At 66.9% G+C, this 16180-nt stretch carries 15 protein-coding genes and 1 pseudogene; 6 read left to right on the forward strand and 10 right to left on the reverse strand.

Annotated features, from left to right (window positions below):
- Positions 1-5 precede the first annotated feature (5 nt).
- Positions 6-1877, reverse strand: a complete 1872-nt coding sequence (asnB, locus tag RMO57_RS09085) for an asparagine synthase (glutamine-hydrolyzing) (protein WP_310385893.1) — start codon at positions 1875-1877, stop codon at positions 6-8.
- Between the two features lie 339 nt (positions 1878-2216).
- A complete protein-coding gene (locus RMO57_RS09090) occupies positions 2217-2513 on the reverse strand; it encodes a hypothetical protein (protein ID WP_310385895.1) in 297 nt (98 codons plus the stop codon).
- Between the two features lie 322 nt (positions 2514-2835).
- Here RMO57_RS09090 and RMO57_RS09095 point away from each other — a divergent pair, with 322 nt between their 5' ends.
- Together RMO57_RS09095 and RMO57_RS09100 are read left to right on the forward strand one after the other, a co-directional pair.
- On the forward strand, positions 2836-2967 hold the full coding sequence (locus RMO57_RS09095; RefSeq protein WP_310385896.1) for a hypothetical protein: 132 nt from the start codon (positions 2836-2838) through the stop codon (positions 2965-2967).
- Positions 2964-3959 carry an NAD-dependent epimerase/dehydratase family protein gene (locus RMO57_RS09100; RefSeq protein WP_310385898.1) on the forward strand — a complete coding sequence of 332 codons (996 nt, stop codon included), beginning with the start codon at positions 2964-2966 and terminating at the stop codon, positions 3957-3959. Before RMO57_RS09095 ends, RMO57_RS09100 begins: the two co-directional genes overlap by 4 nt.
- A gap of 20 nt (positions 3960-3979) precedes the next feature.
- Here the strand turns inward: RMO57_RS09100 and RMO57_RS09105 are convergent, their stop codons facing one another.
- Positions 3980-5263 carry a nucleotide sugar dehydrogenase gene (locus RMO57_RS09105; protein ID WP_310385901.1) on the reverse strand — a complete coding sequence of 428 codons (1284 nt, stop codon included), beginning with the start codon at positions 5261-5263 and terminating at the stop codon, positions 3980-3982.
- Positions 5264-5829: 566 nt separating this feature from the next.
- Here RMO57_RS09105 and RMO57_RS09110 point away from each other — a divergent pair.
- From RMO57_RS09110 to RMO57_RS09120, 3 genes are all read left to right on the forward strand, one after another.
- Positions 5830-6600 (forward strand): hypothetical protein, encoded by a 771-nt coding sequence (locus RMO57_RS09110; RefSeq protein ID WP_310385903.1) that lies wholly within the window; start codon positions 5830-5832, stop codon positions 6598-6600.
- On the forward strand, positions 6597-7196 hold the full coding sequence (locus RMO57_RS09115) for a histidine phosphatase family protein (RefSeq protein ID WP_310385905.1): 600 nt from the start codon (positions 6597-6599) through the stop codon (positions 7194-7196). Before RMO57_RS09110 ends, RMO57_RS09115 begins: the two co-directional genes overlap by 4 nt.
- Before the next feature lie 76 nt (positions 7197-7272).
- The gene (locus RMO57_RS09120; protein WP_310385907.1) at positions 7273-9264 is read left to right on the forward strand and encodes a glycosyltransferase; all 1992 of its coding nucleotides are present in this window, start codon (positions 7273-7275) and stop codon (positions 9262-9264) included.
- A gap of 536 nt (positions 9265-9800) precedes the next feature.
- Here RMO57_RS09120 and RMO57_RS09125 read toward each other — a convergent pair.
- Both RMO57_RS09125 and RMO57_RS09130 read right to left on the reverse strand, forming a co-directional pair.
- Entirely contained in the window at positions 9801-10184 is a 384-nt protein-coding gene (locus RMO57_RS09125) for a hypothetical protein (RefSeq protein ID WP_310385909.1), read from the reverse strand.
- A 10-nt stretch (positions 10185-10194) separates the two neighbouring features.
- Positions 10195-11227: pseudogene (locus RMO57_RS09130) on the reverse strand (IS3 family transposase).
- Between the two features lie 101 nt (positions 11228-11328).
- Between RMO57_RS09130 and RMO57_RS09135 the strand changes: the two are divergent.
- A protein-coding gene (locus RMO57_RS09135) for an IS3 family transposase (RefSeq protein ID WP_414896397.1) occupies positions 11329-12440 on the forward strand; the annotation gives its coding sequence in 2 pieces (ribosomal slippage) (positions 11329-11590 and positions 11590-12440; 1113 coding nt in all).
- A 48-nt stretch (positions 12441-12488) separates the two neighbouring features.
- On the opposite strand, the gene RMO57_RS09140 is transcribed toward RMO57_RS09135, so the two are convergent.
- From RMO57_RS09140 to RMO57_RS09160, 5 genes are all read right to left on the reverse strand, one after another.
- Positions 12489-12857, reverse strand: coding sequence for a DoxX family membrane protein (locus RMO57_RS09140; RefSeq protein WP_310385913.1), 369 nt, complete (start codon positions 12855-12857; stop codon positions 12489-12491).
- The gene (locus tag RMO57_RS09145) at positions 12854-13630 is read right to left on the reverse strand and encodes a DNA-binding domain-containing protein (RefSeq protein WP_310385915.1); all 777 of its coding nucleotides are present in this window, start codon (positions 13628-13630) and stop codon (positions 12854-12856) included. Before RMO57_RS09145 ends, RMO57_RS09140 begins: the two co-directional genes overlap by 4 nt.
- A complete protein-coding gene (locus tag RMO57_RS09150; protein WP_414896398.1) occupies positions 13627-14499 on the reverse strand; it encodes a DUF692 domain-containing protein in 873 nt (290 codons plus the stop codon). Before RMO57_RS09150 ends, RMO57_RS09145 begins: the two co-directional genes overlap by 4 nt.
- A gap of 29 nt (positions 14500-14528) precedes the next feature.
- A complete protein-coding gene (locus RMO57_RS09155) occupies positions 14529-14849 on the reverse strand; it encodes a DUF2282 domain-containing protein (protein WP_310385918.1) in 321 nt (106 codons plus the stop codon).
- A 326-nt stretch (positions 14850-15175) separates the two neighbouring features.
- Positions 15176-15775, reverse strand: coding sequence for an ATP-binding protein (locus RMO57_RS09160; RefSeq protein WP_310385919.1), 600 nt, complete (start codon positions 15773-15775; stop codon positions 15176-15178).
- Positions 15776-16180: the final 405 nt, after the last annotated feature.

Consider the following 16180-nt stretch of genomic DNA (forward strand, 5'->3'; position numbering starts at 1 on the left):
ACCTGTCAAGACGCGCCCTGCAGGCCCATCGCCGCCTCGAGCCCGGCGATGCACAGCATGCGCTGCAGCAGCACCGAATCGAGCACCGCGTCGTCGTGTCGGGCGGCGTCGACGACGGCGCGCGCATTCATCCGCGTCGGCAGCAGCCGCGAGGCACTGACCAGCTCGAGCACGGCCGCTCGGTTGGCGCGCAGGAATCGGAAGTAGACCCAGCGGAAGCCCTGCTTGTCGCGGCGCCACTGCGTCGGCAGCGCGATGAAGCGGTCGAAGGCCTGGCGCAGTTCGAGCTTGTTCCAGGGGCCGGACATCTTGCCCTGCATGCGCGTGCGCATGTAGGGCGCCAGCCGGTGGTCCAGCAGCGGGCTGCGGTTCTCCACGCCGCTGGCCATCGCGTTGCGATCGTTCTGCCACAGCCATTCCGGCAGCCGGCCCCGCTTCGCGTCATGCAGCAGCGCCTGGGTCAGGGTGCCCTGGAAGGACTCCAGGCTGTCATTGGCCGCGGCGTCGAACACTGCCGGGTCGATGTGGCGCGACAGGCCCGGCGGGTCGCTCTCGGCTCCGCGCAGCCCGGACCCGCGCGGGACGGGGTCGACGCCGCGGGCCAGCAGGGCCTGCCGCATCGCCTTGGCGTCGCCGGCGTTCTCGCGCAGGGACTCCTCCAGCCAGGAGGCGTCGCCGCCGGATTGCGCCTCGCGCAATGCGAACCGGTAGTAGCGATCCCAGTAGCCCGCGAACACCTCGTCGCCGCCAGTGCCGTCCATGATCACCGGCACATCGTGCTCGGCGATCCGCGCATACAGCTGCGGCATCGCCAGCACGTTGCCGATGAACGGAAAAGGCTTCTCCTGATGTCGGCAGGTGGAAAGGAAGCCGTCCATGCCGGCCGGGCCATAGTCCAACGGCACCTCGATGGCCCGGATGCCGAGCTGCTCGATGCAGCGCCGCGCGTACTGGGCGTCGTCGCTCTTGCCGGCGTCGCCGGTGAAGCAGTGCACCTGCTCGCCCCGGCCACTCGCGCACAGGATCGAAAGGATCAGCGAGCTGTCCACGCCGCCCGACAGCAGCAGGCCGACCTTCCTGTCGGCGACCAGACGCGACAGCACCGCCTCGCACAGCAGCTCGGGCAGCTCGTCGGCTCGCGCCGGTGTCCGGGCGACGTGCGCGTCGAGGTCGAACCAGCGCTCCGTCGCCAGGTGCCAGCGCCCCAGATCAAAGTGGATCGCAGCGCCCGCGGGCACTTCGCGGATGCCCTCGACATGCGTGCAGCCGTCCGCCTGCGGGAACAGCCAGCCGTCGCACAGGTAGGTGTCCAGCGCGGCGTCGGTCATGCAGGGCGGGCGGTCCAGATAGCGCAGGATCGGCGCGATCTCGGAGGCCAGGCACAGGCGTTCTTCGTCGAAGTGGAAGAACAACGGCTTCTTGCCGTAGCGGTCGCGTGCCGCCAGCAGGGTGCCGGCGCCGTGGTCGAACAGGCCGAACGCCCACATCCCATGGGCCTGATTCAGCCCCGGCAGACCTTGCCGCGCCAGCAGCTCGAGCAGCACTTCCGTGTCGCCGTCGCTGCTGAAGTTTGCGCCGGCCGCGCACAGCGCCTCCCGGACATGCCGGAAGTTATAGATCTCGCCGTTGTAGATCAGGGTGTGCTGCCCGCGCCGCATCGGCTGGTCGGAGCGCGGCGACGGATCGAGGATGGACAGCCGCGTGTGGCCGGCGTAGCCCGACACCCGCGGCACATCGTCGCGGCCGGTGGTGGACCAGTCGAACGAGCACTCGCCCAGGCCGTCCGGTCCCCGGTGGCGCAGCGCCTGGGTGCAGGCGCGCGCGCGCGTCACGTCAACGGGCCGGCGACGCTCGAGGATCAGGAACAGTCCGCACATGGGGCTGGTGCTGGCGTGTTGGCCCGGTGGAGCAGGTGGATGAGCGCGTCCGACGAGGGCCGAACGGAACGCGTCGTGGACGCGCGCGCCGCAGCTCGAAGCGGCGATTGTAGGAGTCGAAGCATCCAGCGCCGCGGCTGGATGGTCCCGCGCCTGGCCGGCTTGCCACGGCCGCCCGGCGGGCACGCATGACAGCGTTCGAACCACCTGTCGCTGCCCACGTGCTGGGTCAGTCGAGCCTGGGCATCCTGATCTGACCAGGCTCGCTCGAGCATCGGCGCACACAGAGCTCATGTCACGGCGGGTACCGGGACGCCCGTGACATGCGTGCGCGTCCCTTCAATTGCCACCCATGATCTCGCGAAACAGCGCCCGATAGCCATCGACGGTCATCTGGTCGCTCTTCACCATTTTGGCCCGGTCGGCGGCGCTCATCTTCATCATCTTGCCCATCTTGTCGTCGTATGCCTTGCTCATCGAGGACAGGAATTCTTCCTTGGACACCATGCCGTCCTTGTTGGCGTCGGCAGCGGCCATCATTTCGGGGTAGCGGTCCTTGGCGGAGGCGCTGGGGGTGGCGGTGGCCAGGCCAAGAGTCATGGCGATGGCGGTGGCGCTGAGGGTCAGTTTCTGCATGAGAGGCTCCTTGAGTGAATGGACTGGGGCGGCAGACCCGCTGCGTACCGGGGCTCGAACGGCAACGTTGTCTGGGCTCGGAGACATAGTCGACACGCAGCCGAGGTTCTTACAGGCGCCCGCGCCCAGCGCGATCGCCAAGCCCTGTTGACGCATGGCGCACCACTCGATGCGCCATGCCCGGCAGGTCGGTGTACCGGCTCGTCTCAGACTGTCTGCGACTCGGCTTGCGCGCTGCGCCGCAGCCAGCGCGCCGGCGGCCGACCGATCTTGCGGATGAAGGCCCGGGTCGGGGCGCAGGTGCCGTCGTAGCATCCACGGCATGATCGCCACCAACACCACTGAGACGCAGCACCACGTGCGCGTGCCGCCCAACAGCCAGGAGACCGGCGGCCTGTCAGGCGCGCTGCTGCTGGCAGCCAGGACGCGCGCCGAGTGCAGCGGTCGGGCATGAAGACGCTGGTCACCGGCGCGGCCGGCTTCATCGGCATGCACAGCGCGCTGCGCTTGCTCGAGCGCGGCGACACCGTGGTCGGCATCGACGACCTGAACGCCTACTACTCACCACGTTTGAAGCAGGACCGGCTGGCGCAATTGACTTCACGGCCAGGCTTCAGCTTCGAGCGGCTCGATGTCGCCGACGCCCCCGGGCTGCACGCCCTGTTCGAGCGCGAAAGCTTCGACCGCGTGCTGCACCTGGCCGCGCAGGCCGGCGTGCGGCACTCGATCGACCATGCGCTGGACTACGGGCGCGCCAACCTGGGCGGCTTCTTGAACCTGATCGAGCGCTGTCGTCATGCCCGGGTGCGGCACCTCGTGTATGCCAGCAGCTCGAGCGTCTACGGCGGCAACCGCAAGCTTCCCTTCGCCGAGGACGACCGCGTCGACACGCCGCTCAACCTGTACGCGGCCACCAAGCGCGCCAACGAACTGATGGCGCAGGCCTACTGTCATCTGTACCGGCTGCCGGCGACGGGGCTGCGCCTGTTCACCGCCTACGGCCCGTGGGGCCGGCCCGACATGGCCTACTGGCTGTTCACGCAGGCGATCCTCGAGGGCCGGCCGATCGACGTCTACGCCGGCGGGCAAATGTCGCGCGACTTCACCTACATCGACGACGTGGTCGACGCCATCGTCGGCGTGCTCGACCGGCCACCGGAAGCGGCGCGCGCCCAGTTGCCGCACCGTGTCCTCAACGTCGGCAATCAGCGGCCGGAGCCGCTCGCCGCGCTGATCGAATGCATCGAGCGCGCCACCGGCTGCACCGCGCAGCGGCGCATGCGGCCGATGCAGGACAGCGACGTGGCCGACACCTGTGCCGACGTGCAGCAGTTGGCCGCGCTCACCGGCTTGACGCCGCGCACGCCGCTGCCCCTGGGTGTCGAGCGCTTCGTCGCCTGGTACCGCGGCTGGCGCGGCGAAGGCAGGCCGACGGCCGTGCCATAGCCCAAGCGGTCGCGTTCATCCTAGAGGCGCCAGACCCGCAGGCCCGCCTCGCGCAGTGCCTCGCTGTCGAACCGTGACTTGACGTCAATGAAGCAACCATTGCGGATGGTCTTGCGGCTGAGATCGTGCGCATCACGCTCGGCGAACTCGCGGTGCGCCACCGCAGCGACGATCGCGTCGGCGCACGGCAGCGTCTCCCATGGCACCAGCGTCACGCCGTACTGGCGCTTGGCCTCCGCGGCGTCGGCCCACGGATCGTGGACAAAAACCTCGACGCCGTAGCTCCTCAGTTCCTGCACGATGTCGACGACCTTGCTGTTGCGCAGGTCCGGACAATTCTCCTTGAAGGTCAGGCCGAGCACGTTGACCTTGGCACCGCGCACGTAGCTGCCGTTGGCAATCATCTGCTTGACGGTCTGCTCGGCGATGTACTTGCCCATGCCGTCGTTGATCCGCCGGCCCGCGGTGATCACCTGCGGGTGGTAGCCGAGCATCTCGGCCTTGTGCGTCAGGTAGTATGGATCGACGCCGATGCAATGCCCGCCGACGAGGCCAGGTTCGAAGCGCAGGAAGTTCCACTTCGTGCCCGCGGCTTGCAGCACCTCGGCGGTGTCGATGCCGACCTTTTCGAAGATGATCGCCAGCTCGTTCATCAGCGCGATGTTGAGGTCGCGCTGCGTGTTCTCGATCACCTTGCAGGCTTCGGCCACCTTGATGCTGGTGCAGCGGTGCACACCGGGCTGCACGATGCGCTCGTACAGCGCCGCCACTTTGTCCAGCGTTTCGGCCGTGTCGCCCGAGACGACCTTGACGACGTTGGTCAGCATGTGTTCGCGATCGCCGGGATTGATGCGCTCGGGGCTGTAGCCGACGAAGAAGTCCTGCTTCCAGCGGCCGCCCGATGCGCGCTCGAGTTCCGGGATGCAGACCTCTTCGGTCGCCCCCGGATACACCGTCGATTCATAGACGACGATAGCACCCGGCTTCATGTTGGCGCCGATCAAGCTGCTGGCACCCAGCAGTGGGCCGAGATCGGGGATGTGCGCCTGATCGACCGGCGTCGGCACCGCGACCAGGATGATGTCGGCCGCTTTCAGGCGCTGAGCATCGGCGCTGTACTCGGCCCGGTGCGCGGCGCGCATGTCGTCGTCGCTGATCTCGCGCGACGGGTCGTGCCCGTCCCGGCAGCGCGCGACGCGCGTGGCGTCGATATCGAAGCCGATGGTGTGCAGCGTCTTGCCGAACTCGATGACGAGCGGAAGGCCGACGTAACCCAAACCGACAACAGCGACGACGGTGGTCATGGTGCTTCCTTTCTGTCATGCCGCATGGCTGAATGCAATCGCGTGAAAGTGGTGTCGGCGGTACCAGCGATAGAAGCGCGCGGCTGCCGGGCGCGTTCGCTGAAAGCTCGGTCGAAAGCAGCGACAACGCCCGGCGCCCCACGCTCGCGTCAGCGCCGGGCGATCCTCTGCACCGCAGCGAACGGCAGCGTGCAAGTTGAACCCGTCGACATCGGCGCACAGGCGCTGCTCGACATCCACGTCCCTGGGGATTGCACCTTGCGACCTACGGCATGCGGTGGTCGGCGTCGCGCGCAATTGCTGCACCGGCCGGCCGCGCTCAAGTACCGGAGAGATGCCGCACATCGAGTCAGGTTGCGATGGATTGGAGAGCGCATTGGCGCAGGTCCGGTCGGGATGTCACGACAGGCGCGATGGTGCCTAAGTCGCGCATTGTACGGACCGGGGTCGCTTGGCTGCGGGCAATGCGGCTCCTACAATTCCGCATGCGCAATGCCCTCTGCGCGCCGCTCTAGGCGCCGACCCATGAAATCGCATCCGGCAACCGACATGTGGCGTGCTTGTTGATGGACGGCCTGCGTCTGGCGGGCCACAACGAGGCGCTGGTGTCGGATCTGCACGCGTTCGATCGCGCCGGTGACGCCGGCGATGCAACGCATCCGCGGCACCAGCGCGACGCGGGTCTGGAGGTTGCCCGCACGTTGATTGCGCGCTGGTTCGATCCGGCCGCAGGGCCACCTCCCGATCTCCGGTTCACCTCCCGACTGGCGCGGCCCTGCAGACAGTCGCACGGTGCACATGCCTTACGTGATTGCCGAAGCGTTGCTCGCACCCAAGCGCCTGAACGGATCCTGAGCGGGTCCTGGGCGATCGGCGAGGCGGCCGTCCTGGACATGCTGCGGCAGGTCGACCTGCTGTTCTGCCCGACCGCCCACGATTTGGCCAGACTGCGACGCAGTGGTCCGGCACGCGCCCGGATCGAACGCCTGTCGCCCTTCCTGGACCCGGCGCCGTGCCGGCGCACCGCGCGCAAACAGCGCTTGCGGCATGCGCGGCTGGGTGCAGCCTGCTCCACGGTGCCCACCGACCAGCCCTGGCAGTTGCTGATGGCTGGCGACGGCCCGGCGCGCGCGCAGGTCGAGTCGCGGCCGCACGAGGCCGCGTTCAGTCGCATCCATTTTCTAGGCGCTTGCGACGAACGCACGATGGGGCAGACGGAGTCGCGATGCGTCCCGCGACAGCGCAGCCGAGAGCAAACTGCCGCCACCTTCCGGGAACTGCTCAAACCTTGGCAGCCGCTACTCGGCCCGACAGGGGTCATCGTGGCTACACCATGACGACGACGTTGGCCTTGCTGCGCCACGGCGAAACACCCTGGAGCCGCGTCAAGCGGCTGCAGGGTCGCACCGACGTCGGCCTGAGCGAGACCGGTGCCGCCATGCTGGCCGCGCACATGTTGCCACCCGAGTGCAGTGAGCTGCCGGTGTGCACCAGTCCGCTGGTGCGCTGCACGCAGACCGCTGCACAACTGCGCCTGGTCACGCCGGTCATCGAAGCGCGACTGATCGAGATGAGCTGGGGGCAGTGGGAAGGTCGTACCCAGTCGGATCTGCGCTCTGAACTGGGGCCCGAGATGGCCGAGAACGAGGCGCGCGGATGGGACTTCATGCCGCCGGGCGGCGAGAGTCCCCGGCAGGTCTGGCAACGGGTTCGGCCCTGGCTCTCGGAATTGGCGGCGCTGCGCCTGCCCACGCTGGCCGTCACGCACCGCGGCGTGATGCGGGTCATCTTCGCCCGGGCCACGGGTTGGGACATGCTGGGCAAGCCACCGGCCAAGCTGGACTGGACTACGTTGCAGTTGTTCTCATTGGACGAGCAGGGTCTGCCTGCGGTGCAGCGGTTGAACCTGCCGCTGCCTGCCAGGCAACTCTGACGAGAATGCGCCGGGCCGCCCCCCGTTTTGTTGCGCCTCCTCGGTGGGCCTGGCGAAGCCGGGATTGGGGGCGCTGGTGACCCAGACGCGTGTGCTGATTTATGTCCAGCATTTGCTGGGCACCGGCCACCTCAAACGGGCCGTCCTGTTGTCGGATGCGATGACGCGCGCCGGGCTGGAAGTAACCCTGGTCAGCGGGGGTTTGCCGGTGCCTGGCCTGATGCCCATGGCCGCACGTTGGGTGCAACTGCCACCGGTGACGGCGGCGGATTCGGGTTTCAAGTCGCTCGTCGACGTGCGGGGCCTGCCGGTCGACGACGTGCTGCGCCAGCAGCGCCGCGACGCCTTGCTGGCTTTGTGGCGTGCCACCGATCCCCATCTGCTGCTGATCGAATCGTTTCCGTTCGGCAGGCGCCAGATGCGTTTCGAGCTGTTGCCGCTGTTGGACGCTGCCCGGCAGTCGCCGCGTCCGCCGGTGATCGTGTCGTCGGTGCGCGACGTTTTAGGCGGGAGCCGGAACGACCCGCAGCGCCAACAGCGCATGCTGGAGCTCTTCGATCGGTACTTCGATCATGTGCTGGTGCATGGCGACCCGGCCCTGGTGCCGTTCGAGCGCACATTCGCCCACGTCCCGCAACTCGGCGTACGGATGCATTACTCCGGCTACGTGGTCGATGCACCCGCGCCAGATGGCAACGCCGGTGATGGCACGCTCGACGGATTCGACGAGGTACTGGTGTCCGCCGGCGGCGGCGCGGTTGGTTTGCCGCTGCTGTTGGCCGCAATCCATGCGCGGCAGCTTACGCGGCTGGCCGGCGCGCGGTGGCGCGTTCTGGTGGGCGCGGGTATCGGCGTGGCGGCGTTCGCCGATCTCGCCGCGCTGGCCTCTTCGCTCCATGGCCAGGGCGTCGTCGTCGAGCGCAACCGGGCCGATTTTCCACAGCTGCTGCGTCGCTGCCGAATGTCGGTGAGTCAGGCCGGATACAACACCGTCCTGGAAACCCTGCAGGCTGCAACACGCGCGCTACTGGTGCCGTTCGCCGGCGGAACCGAGACCGAGCAGACCCTGCGTGCGCAACTGCTGGCCGATCGTGGTTTAGTCGACCTGGTGGAGGAATCTGCATTGACGCCGGCGGCGCTCGCGCAGGCCATCGATCGCGCCGCGGCGCGTGCGCCGCTGACGCTTGGGCAGGTTCGACTGGACGGCGCCGCTACCAGTGCACGGCTGATACGTGGATGGCTGTCGGGCGGCAGCGAGCGACGTGTTGTCCCACCCCATTGGGCAGCATTTCTGGACGAGATTGCGCGCTGGAGAGACGCCGGCCGGGTGGTCGATCTCTGGTGGCGGGACGACGATGCCTGCCGCGCCCATCCGGCGCTGACGCGTCTGGTCGATCTATCCGCTGCAGCACAGGTCCCGTTGGCTCTGGCGGTGATTCCGAAGGGCGTGCAGGCAGCGGTACTGGTGCAGGATGCGCGCTGGATTCGTGTCCTGCAGCATGGCGCCGACCATATGCAACGGGCCGCTGCCGGCGAAAAAAAGACCGAGTTCCCGGCGTCGGAACCGGTGGAGGCGGCGCTGGGGCGCTTGCAAGCGGGTTATGCGCGAATCGCCGGACCCGTCACGTTGCCGGTGCTGGTAGCGCCCTGGAACCGAATCGGGGCCGCCAATCTGCCGGCCCGGCTCGCGGCCGCGGGTTACCGGGGCCTGAGTCGTTTTGGTCCACGCGACTGCGCATCGGTGCGCGGGCTGGCGCAGGTCAATACACACGTCGATGTCATCGACTGGCGCGGCACGCGTGGTTTCGTTGGCGAGCAGGCCGCGCTGGGCGCCGCCACAGCCCATTTGCAGGCCCGGCGCGAGGGCCGCGCCGATGCCGATGAGGCCACCGGATGGTTGACGCACCATCTGATGCATGACGAAGCCTGCTGGGCGTTTCTCAAGCGTCTGTTCGACCGTACAGGACGCGAACCGGCGGTGGCATGGCAACGTGCGGACATGTTGTTCGGTGATCCGAAAGCCGCTTCGCCAGATCAGGCCGGCGGCGCATTCGGCGCAGCGGCATAAAGGAGGAGCCCGCAGGGCGGGGGACAGCCGCAGAGACGAATGCGCCGCCGGCCTGATCCCACGCTGTGCCACCCGTATCCGGTTTGTCGTATTTGGGAAAGCTCAATAGACAGCATCCGTGCTGAGCGACCCATTCAGGGGTCACGCTCGCCCGTCGCGATATCTTGCGCTTGATCCTCGTTGAGCCGACGAAGCGATTGGAGGAGATTCAGAGCATCTCAAAGCTCGACAAAAATGGGGCGGCGCAACCACGAGGCGGACAGAGCCCGGCGTCTGCTCATGTTTAGGGTTTTCCGATACCTGCCCATCCCACGCCACGGACGCACGCATGGAACCGACCTAAGGGCAGGCCAGGGTGACATAGCCGCCTTCGGAATAGCCGGTGAGAAACAGCTAACCATTGTCGGCGATGTTCTGGCCGCGCCGCCGGCCTGCTTGTTTCTCGCGACTTTGACAAGACTGCTCACGCCCGAGGGAGGCGGCCCGCGCCGAGTTTTCCCCGGTCGTCGTCTAGGGCCGCTCCGGACTGGCCGGGATCACGGGCCCGCCCGGTGGCGAGCTTCGGCGGCAAAGGCCAGGTGCCCCACGACCGCGAGCACGCGGCGGTCGGTGTCGTCGTCGGCGCGGTCGTTGAGCACCGACGCGGCGGCGCCGAGCGTTGGCTGGCGCTCGAGATGGTCGATGTGGCGCTGGCGCGAGCGGGCGGCGTCGCTTTCGAGCCGGTCGATCGCGTCCACCACGTCGCGCCAAGGATGCTCGACGTCGATCAGAAGCACATCGCCGCGGACAGGCGCATATTGCCACGGTAAAAACGAACAAGAGCGCAAGCCATCAGAGCCAACCGAACCTTCGAGCAGCGCCGCGCGGAGTCTCAGGTCAGAGTTGGACGACTGACCTTGCCCTCGTTCGACGTAGTCCATAGCCACTCGGTTACGCGGCTTTCGTTGCCTGGCCCGCGTGCCAGTTTGCTTCGAACCTCATCGGGCTGATGTAGCCCAGCGTGGAGTGAAGTCTGCGATGGTTGTAGAACGTCAACCAGTCGATCACGTCCATCGCTTCGCGCTGGGTGGCGAACTTCTTGCCATACAGCCGGCCCACTTTCAGGCTGCCCCACAAGCTTTCCGTGGGCGCATTGTCGCAGCAGTTGCCCTTGCGACTCATCGACGAGCGCATGCCGTAGCTGCTCAGCGTGTCCTGGAACGCGTGGCTGCAATATTGGCTGCCGCAGTCCGAGAGGTGATGTCGCTGCTCCAGACCCGGTCGGGCGCCGCCGGCGTGAAGTCACGCGCCAGCAAGTTTTCAGCGATCGGCAGATCGTGTTTGCTGTCGGTCGTCACGACGAACTTCCTCTTGCTGCGCGCCTTGATGCCGTGCGTGTGCATCAGTCGCTGCACCCGGGCTTTGCCGACGCGATTGCCTCGCGCGAGCAGCTCCTTCCATACCCTTGGCCAGCCGTATTCGCCTTTGATCTCGGCTTGGATGGCTCGGATGTGCGCCAGCAGCGCCTCGTTGCTGAGCCGCCCACCGCCGGGCTGGCTGGGTTGGCCGGCTCTGCGCCGACGCCGATGCTCGAAGTAGCCACTGGCGCTGACACCCAGCACTTTGCACGTCATCGTGACCGGCCATGCCGTCTTGTTCTTGGCGATCCAGGCGTACTTCACAGTGATTCCTTCGCGAAGTACGCCGTCGCTTTTTTTAAGATGTCGCGCTCCATCTTCACGCGCGCCAGCTCGGCCCGCAGCCGCGCCAACTCCATCTGCTCGGCGCTCACCGGCCGATCACCGGCGCCCTGCAGCTCACCCTTCTCGGCAAGCCGAACCCAGTTGCTCAGCGTCTGCTTCGGCATGCCCAGAATCCGCGCCGTCACCGACGCCTCCTGCCCGGCCTTGACCAGCCGCACGGCCTCCAGCTTGAACTCCAGCGTGTACCGCGCCCGGTGCTTCGCTTCGTCTCTCTTGCTCATTTCGTACTCTCCATGAATTGACGTTCCCCCGTAAAAGCTGGACAGCTCAAAACTAGAGTTACGGTCGCTTCTGAGCGCCCCGACAGGGGCCAGGAGAAGCGATGAAGAAGTCGAGGTTCACAGAAGAGCAGATCGCCTACGCGCTGCGGTTGGCTGAAGGCGGCACGCCGGTGGCCGACGTGTGCCGCCAGATTGGCATCTCGGACGCGACCTTCTACACGTGGAAGAAGAAGTACGCCGATCTGGGTGTCTCGGAGCTGCGCCGGCTCAAGCAACTCGAGGACGAGAACGCGCGGCTGCGGCGCATCGTTGCCGACCTCACACTGGACAAGCAGATCCTGCAGGAGGTCGTACGAAAAAAGATCTGAAGGCTGTCAAGCGGCGCGAGCTGGCAGCCTGGATGCAAGAGCGCTTCAAGGTCAGTGTGCGGCGCTCATGCGAACTGGCGCTGCTGCAACGCTCGGTGTGGTACGCCAAGAGCCGTGCGCGCGACCAGAGCGCGTTGCGACAGCGTATCCGCGACATCGCCATGAGCCGACCCAGGTTCGGCTACCTGCGTGTGTTGGTCATGCTCAAGCGAGAGGGCTGGGCCGTGGGAAAGAAGCGCGTATACCGGCTGTACAGCCTCGAAGGCCTGCAGCTGCGCATGAAGGTCAGGCGGCGCAAGCGCATCGCGCTGCTGCGCGGCAAGGTGGTGCCGGCCACCGGGGCGAACCAGCACTGGAGCATGGACTTCGTACACGACCAGATGCTCGACGGACGCAAGTTCCGCATCCTGACGGTGATCGATCAATGGAGTCGCGAGAGTGTGATGCTGGAGGCCAACTATCGGCTGTCGGGAAGGTCCGTCGGCCAGGCGTTGGACCAAGCCGCTAGGCAGCGCGGCTGGCCCCAGGCCATCACGGTGGACAACGGCACCGAGTTCACCTCCAAGGCGCTGGACGACTGGGCGTATCGACGCGGCGTAAAGCTCGACTACACGCGCCCGGGCAAGCCCACGGACAACGGGCTGATCGAGTCGTTCAACGGTCGGCTGCGCGACGAGTTCCTCAACGTCAACGAGTTCGTCACGATGCACGAAGTGCATGAGAAGTTGAAGGCCTGGCAGGAGGACTACAACCACTGCAGGCCGCACGGCTCGCTCGGTCACCTGACCCCGAGCGAGTTCGCCACAATGCGGTCAGGACAACCCAAGGAAGTGGCCAACCTCTAGTTCAAAACCGTCCGGCTTCCGGGGAAACGTCAGAATGCATTTCCTGCTTCAGCTATGGAGTACGTTTCTCGGGGGCAAGGTCAGTAATGGAAAGACATGCTCGGCAACGGCGGCCATCGGCGCTGCCAGCGCAGCAGAAATGAGCGGCAGCCTGTATTCGGTTTCGAACAATGCGAGCGCCGATTCGGACAGGCGCGGCCAGCCGATGCTGATAGTGCCGTCGACCAGATCGATTGCCAACCCTTCGATCTTGGTCTGCCCCGACTTCCAGAACACGGCGGCGATCGAGAAACGGCCGCCCGTGGCGATCAGCCCGTCGGGGATGCGCGACAGCAGCGCCACCGCGCGGTCGACCAGCCGCACTGCGGCGGATGTCGCACCGGCGCGGCCGGCAGCTCGGGCAGCGATGGAAGTCATGACGGGCTCCTCAGTGAAGGGTCGAAGCGGGACAGCGCGCGGTGGCGGATCAACAATGCGAGCGTCATCGCAAGGTCGAAGTCTTCTGCCGCGGCCTGGGCGCTCGCATGCGCTTCGCCGAGGCTGGCGCCGTCGCGCAAGCACTGCACGAACACGGCGGCCGCCGCAGGCACGTCGATCACCAACACCTCGAGCGCCGGTCGAACCACGAGCGCATGCTCGGGCCGGTACGGATCGACTGCACCGATGTCGAGCGACCCCTGGTGGGCCGCCCACAGCGACACCACCGCGTAGCGCGACGACAGTACGCCGACCGAGGGATGCAGCTGCAGCCGGAGCTGCGGCAGCAGGTCGGCCTCGGCCAGCAGCGCTGCGATGCGGTCGGCGCCGACCGGCGTAGCGTCTGCCGAATGGAAGGCCACGAGGCGCAACCATTCGAGGCGCGCCACGTCGGACAGGTACGGCAGCGACGCCGCGGGCTCGAAGCCCTCGATGAAGCGTGCGAAGCCTGCGCCATAGGCGGCGAGTAGCGTGCTGGACGGCGGCGATGACAGCACGAACTCGCGCGCCATCGCGCGGAAGAACTCGTCGCCGACCAGCTCGCGCGTCACCGGGAAGGTGTCGCTCAGCGCGCCGATAAGCGAGCTGACGACGTTGTTGAGGTACACCGCGAATCGCTGCGCCGGATCGGACCCGTTCCAGCTGACGAGCCCGTCGGGGCAACGGCGCGCGGGGTCGAGCAACGCGGCCGCGAACGCTCGCTGCGTGCTCATGTCGAGGCTCGACGGTGTGCGTCGAGCGCGCGCTCGGCCCGCCGCGCCTCGCCGAGCAGCACGCCGAACGCCGGCACGTCGTTGTCGCGTTCGATCAGCGTCGGCAGCGGACCGAGCCGATCGAGCACCTGCTCGTAGAGCGCCCAAACGGCGTCATCGACGGCAGTTCCGTGCGCATCGATCAGCAGGCGGTCGCCGGCAGCATCGCGGTCCTCGGCAAAGCCGGCGAGATGGATCTCGCCGACCTCGGACAGCGGCAGCGCGGCCAGGTACGCGCCGACGTTGCGGCCGTGGTTCACCGCACTGACGTACGCGTTGTTGATGTCGAGCAGCAGGCCGCAGCCGCTGCGGCGAACCACTTCGGACAGGAACTGCGCTTCGCTCATCGTCGAGCGCTCGAACTCGACGTAGGTCGACGGGTTCTCGAGCAGCATGCGCCGCGCGAGGTGCTGCTGCACTTGATCGACGTGGTCGCAGACGCGTTGCAGGGTTTGCTCGTCGTACGACAGCGGCAGCAGGTCATTGAAGAACACGCCGCCATGGCTCGACCATGCGAGGTGCTCTGAGAACGACCGCGGCTCATAGCGTTCGATCAACGCCGCCAGGCGGGCCAGCTGCACGGGGTCCGGCGGACTTTCCGCGCCAATCGACAGGCCCACGCCATGGATCGACAGCGCATGCCGTTCACGGATGCGCGTCAGCCAATGGTGCAGCGGTCCGCCGGCCACCATGTAGTTCTCGGCGTGGATCTCGAAGAAGCCGATCTCTGTGGTCAGCGCGAGGATGTCGCCGAAGTGCTGCGGCTTCAGGCCCAGGCCGGCGCGCGGCGGCAAGCGGGCCGCCGGCGCGGGGTCTCGGCACTCCTGCATCGCGCGCGCTTCGCCGCCGGCCGGCGGCCTCAGGCGGTCTTTTCCTTGAACTCCTTCAACTGGCCAAAGCCGGTGGGCGACTTCGGCGACGCGGTCTTTTCGCAGGTACCCTTGGGCACGAGCGTCCAGGCGTTGCCTTGATGGTCCACCTTCGAGGTGCCCGCGCAGGTCGTTCCGGGCCCGGCGGCACAGTCGTTCTTGCCTTTGAGGGCGACACCGAAGCACTTCTCCTTGCCCTTGTCCGCAGCCTGTGCGGCGGCCGGAGAGTGGGCCAGCGCGAGCGCGCTGCCGATGGCGAGCGCCAGTGCGGCAACAGAAGCGGTGTTTGCATTGGTGGTGGTCTTCAGCATGATCGAATCTCCGTGGTGGTGGACTGCAAAGCAGCATGAACAGGGCACGCCCTGAGCGGGCTCCGTTCGTCGTGGGGGACGCTAGATCCTTACTTGTGACGGCAATGACAACTCGCGATGCGCTGCGAGCTTCGGTGCGGCATCGCGTCTGATGACGTAGGCGGCTTCACGTCGCCCGCCCTGCCTTGTCAGCCCGCAGCTCCCGCACCTCGCGCAGCAACCTGTGCAGCAGCATCACTGCATGACGAGCGCGACCACGACGACCAGCGCGAACAGGCCGCCGGCGATCATGCATCCCATCATCATGCCCATCATCGATTCATCCATCATCGTCGTCTCCTTGTCGCTGAGGGTTGCTTCGCAGCAGGCGCTGCTGCCTCCATGGATGGAAGGCGCAGCGTGAATCGCGTCATGCCGTCCGGGCCTCTCGCTGCCTCGACACTGCCGCCGTGCAGCGCCGCGATCGCCTTGACGATCGCCAGGCCGAGCCCGGTGCCTCCGCCATCCCGCGCTCGCGAACGGTCGACGCGATAGAAGCGGTCGAACAGCCGCGGCAGATGCTCGGACGCGATCGCCTCGCCATGGTTCACGACATCGAGCCAGGCTATGCCGCCCTCGAGCCGTGCATGAACCTGCAGCGTCGTGCCCGCGTGGCAGTGGCGCACCGCGTTCGATAGCAGGTTGGTGATCGCGCGCTGCACCAGGCCGCGGTCCGCGACCACTGGCGCCTCGCCGTCGATCGAGATGACCACGTTGCGTTCATCGGCGAGCAACCCGGCGAAGTCGGCAACTCTTCTGGCCTCGTGCGCGAGGTCGATGCGTTCGAGCTGCAGGGCGTCGGGGGCGTGATCGGCCTGCGCCAGGAACAGCATGTCGGCGACCAGCCTCGACAGCCGCTGCAGTTCGTCGATGTTGCCCTCCAGCACGTCGACCAGAAGGTCTCCGCGCGGACCTGCTGGGACGTTCGGTCATGGGCAACAAGGTTATCGACCACGAACAGAGTTGGGGTTCCCCGACCGGGCCCACAGAGGTGATAGCCATCTATGAGGTCGACGGTGATCTCATTTCATCTGTGTGGTTCTTTGAGATAGCGGGCGTATCGGCGCCCCCGGCGTAATGTGCTTCCAGCCACCATTCATGGGCAGAGGCCCGTAGCGTGTGAGCGTTGCGGGCTTCTTGCTTTGTGGTGCCGATTGGTGCCTGTCGGTCGGTATCGGGTCGGCATTGGTCGGAGGCCACTTACCGCCTTCACCGCCTTTGACGGCTTCTCTCTGGCGAACCCTCGAATGGCTCGCATCTCGAGCCTGCTGGCTAGATGCCGATGCTGCCCT

The sequence above is a fragment of the Roseateles sp. genome, from assembly GCF_031397715.1.
Classification (GTDB): Bacteria; Pseudomonadota; Gammaproteobacteria; order Burkholderiales; family Burkholderiaceae_C; genus Paucibacter_A.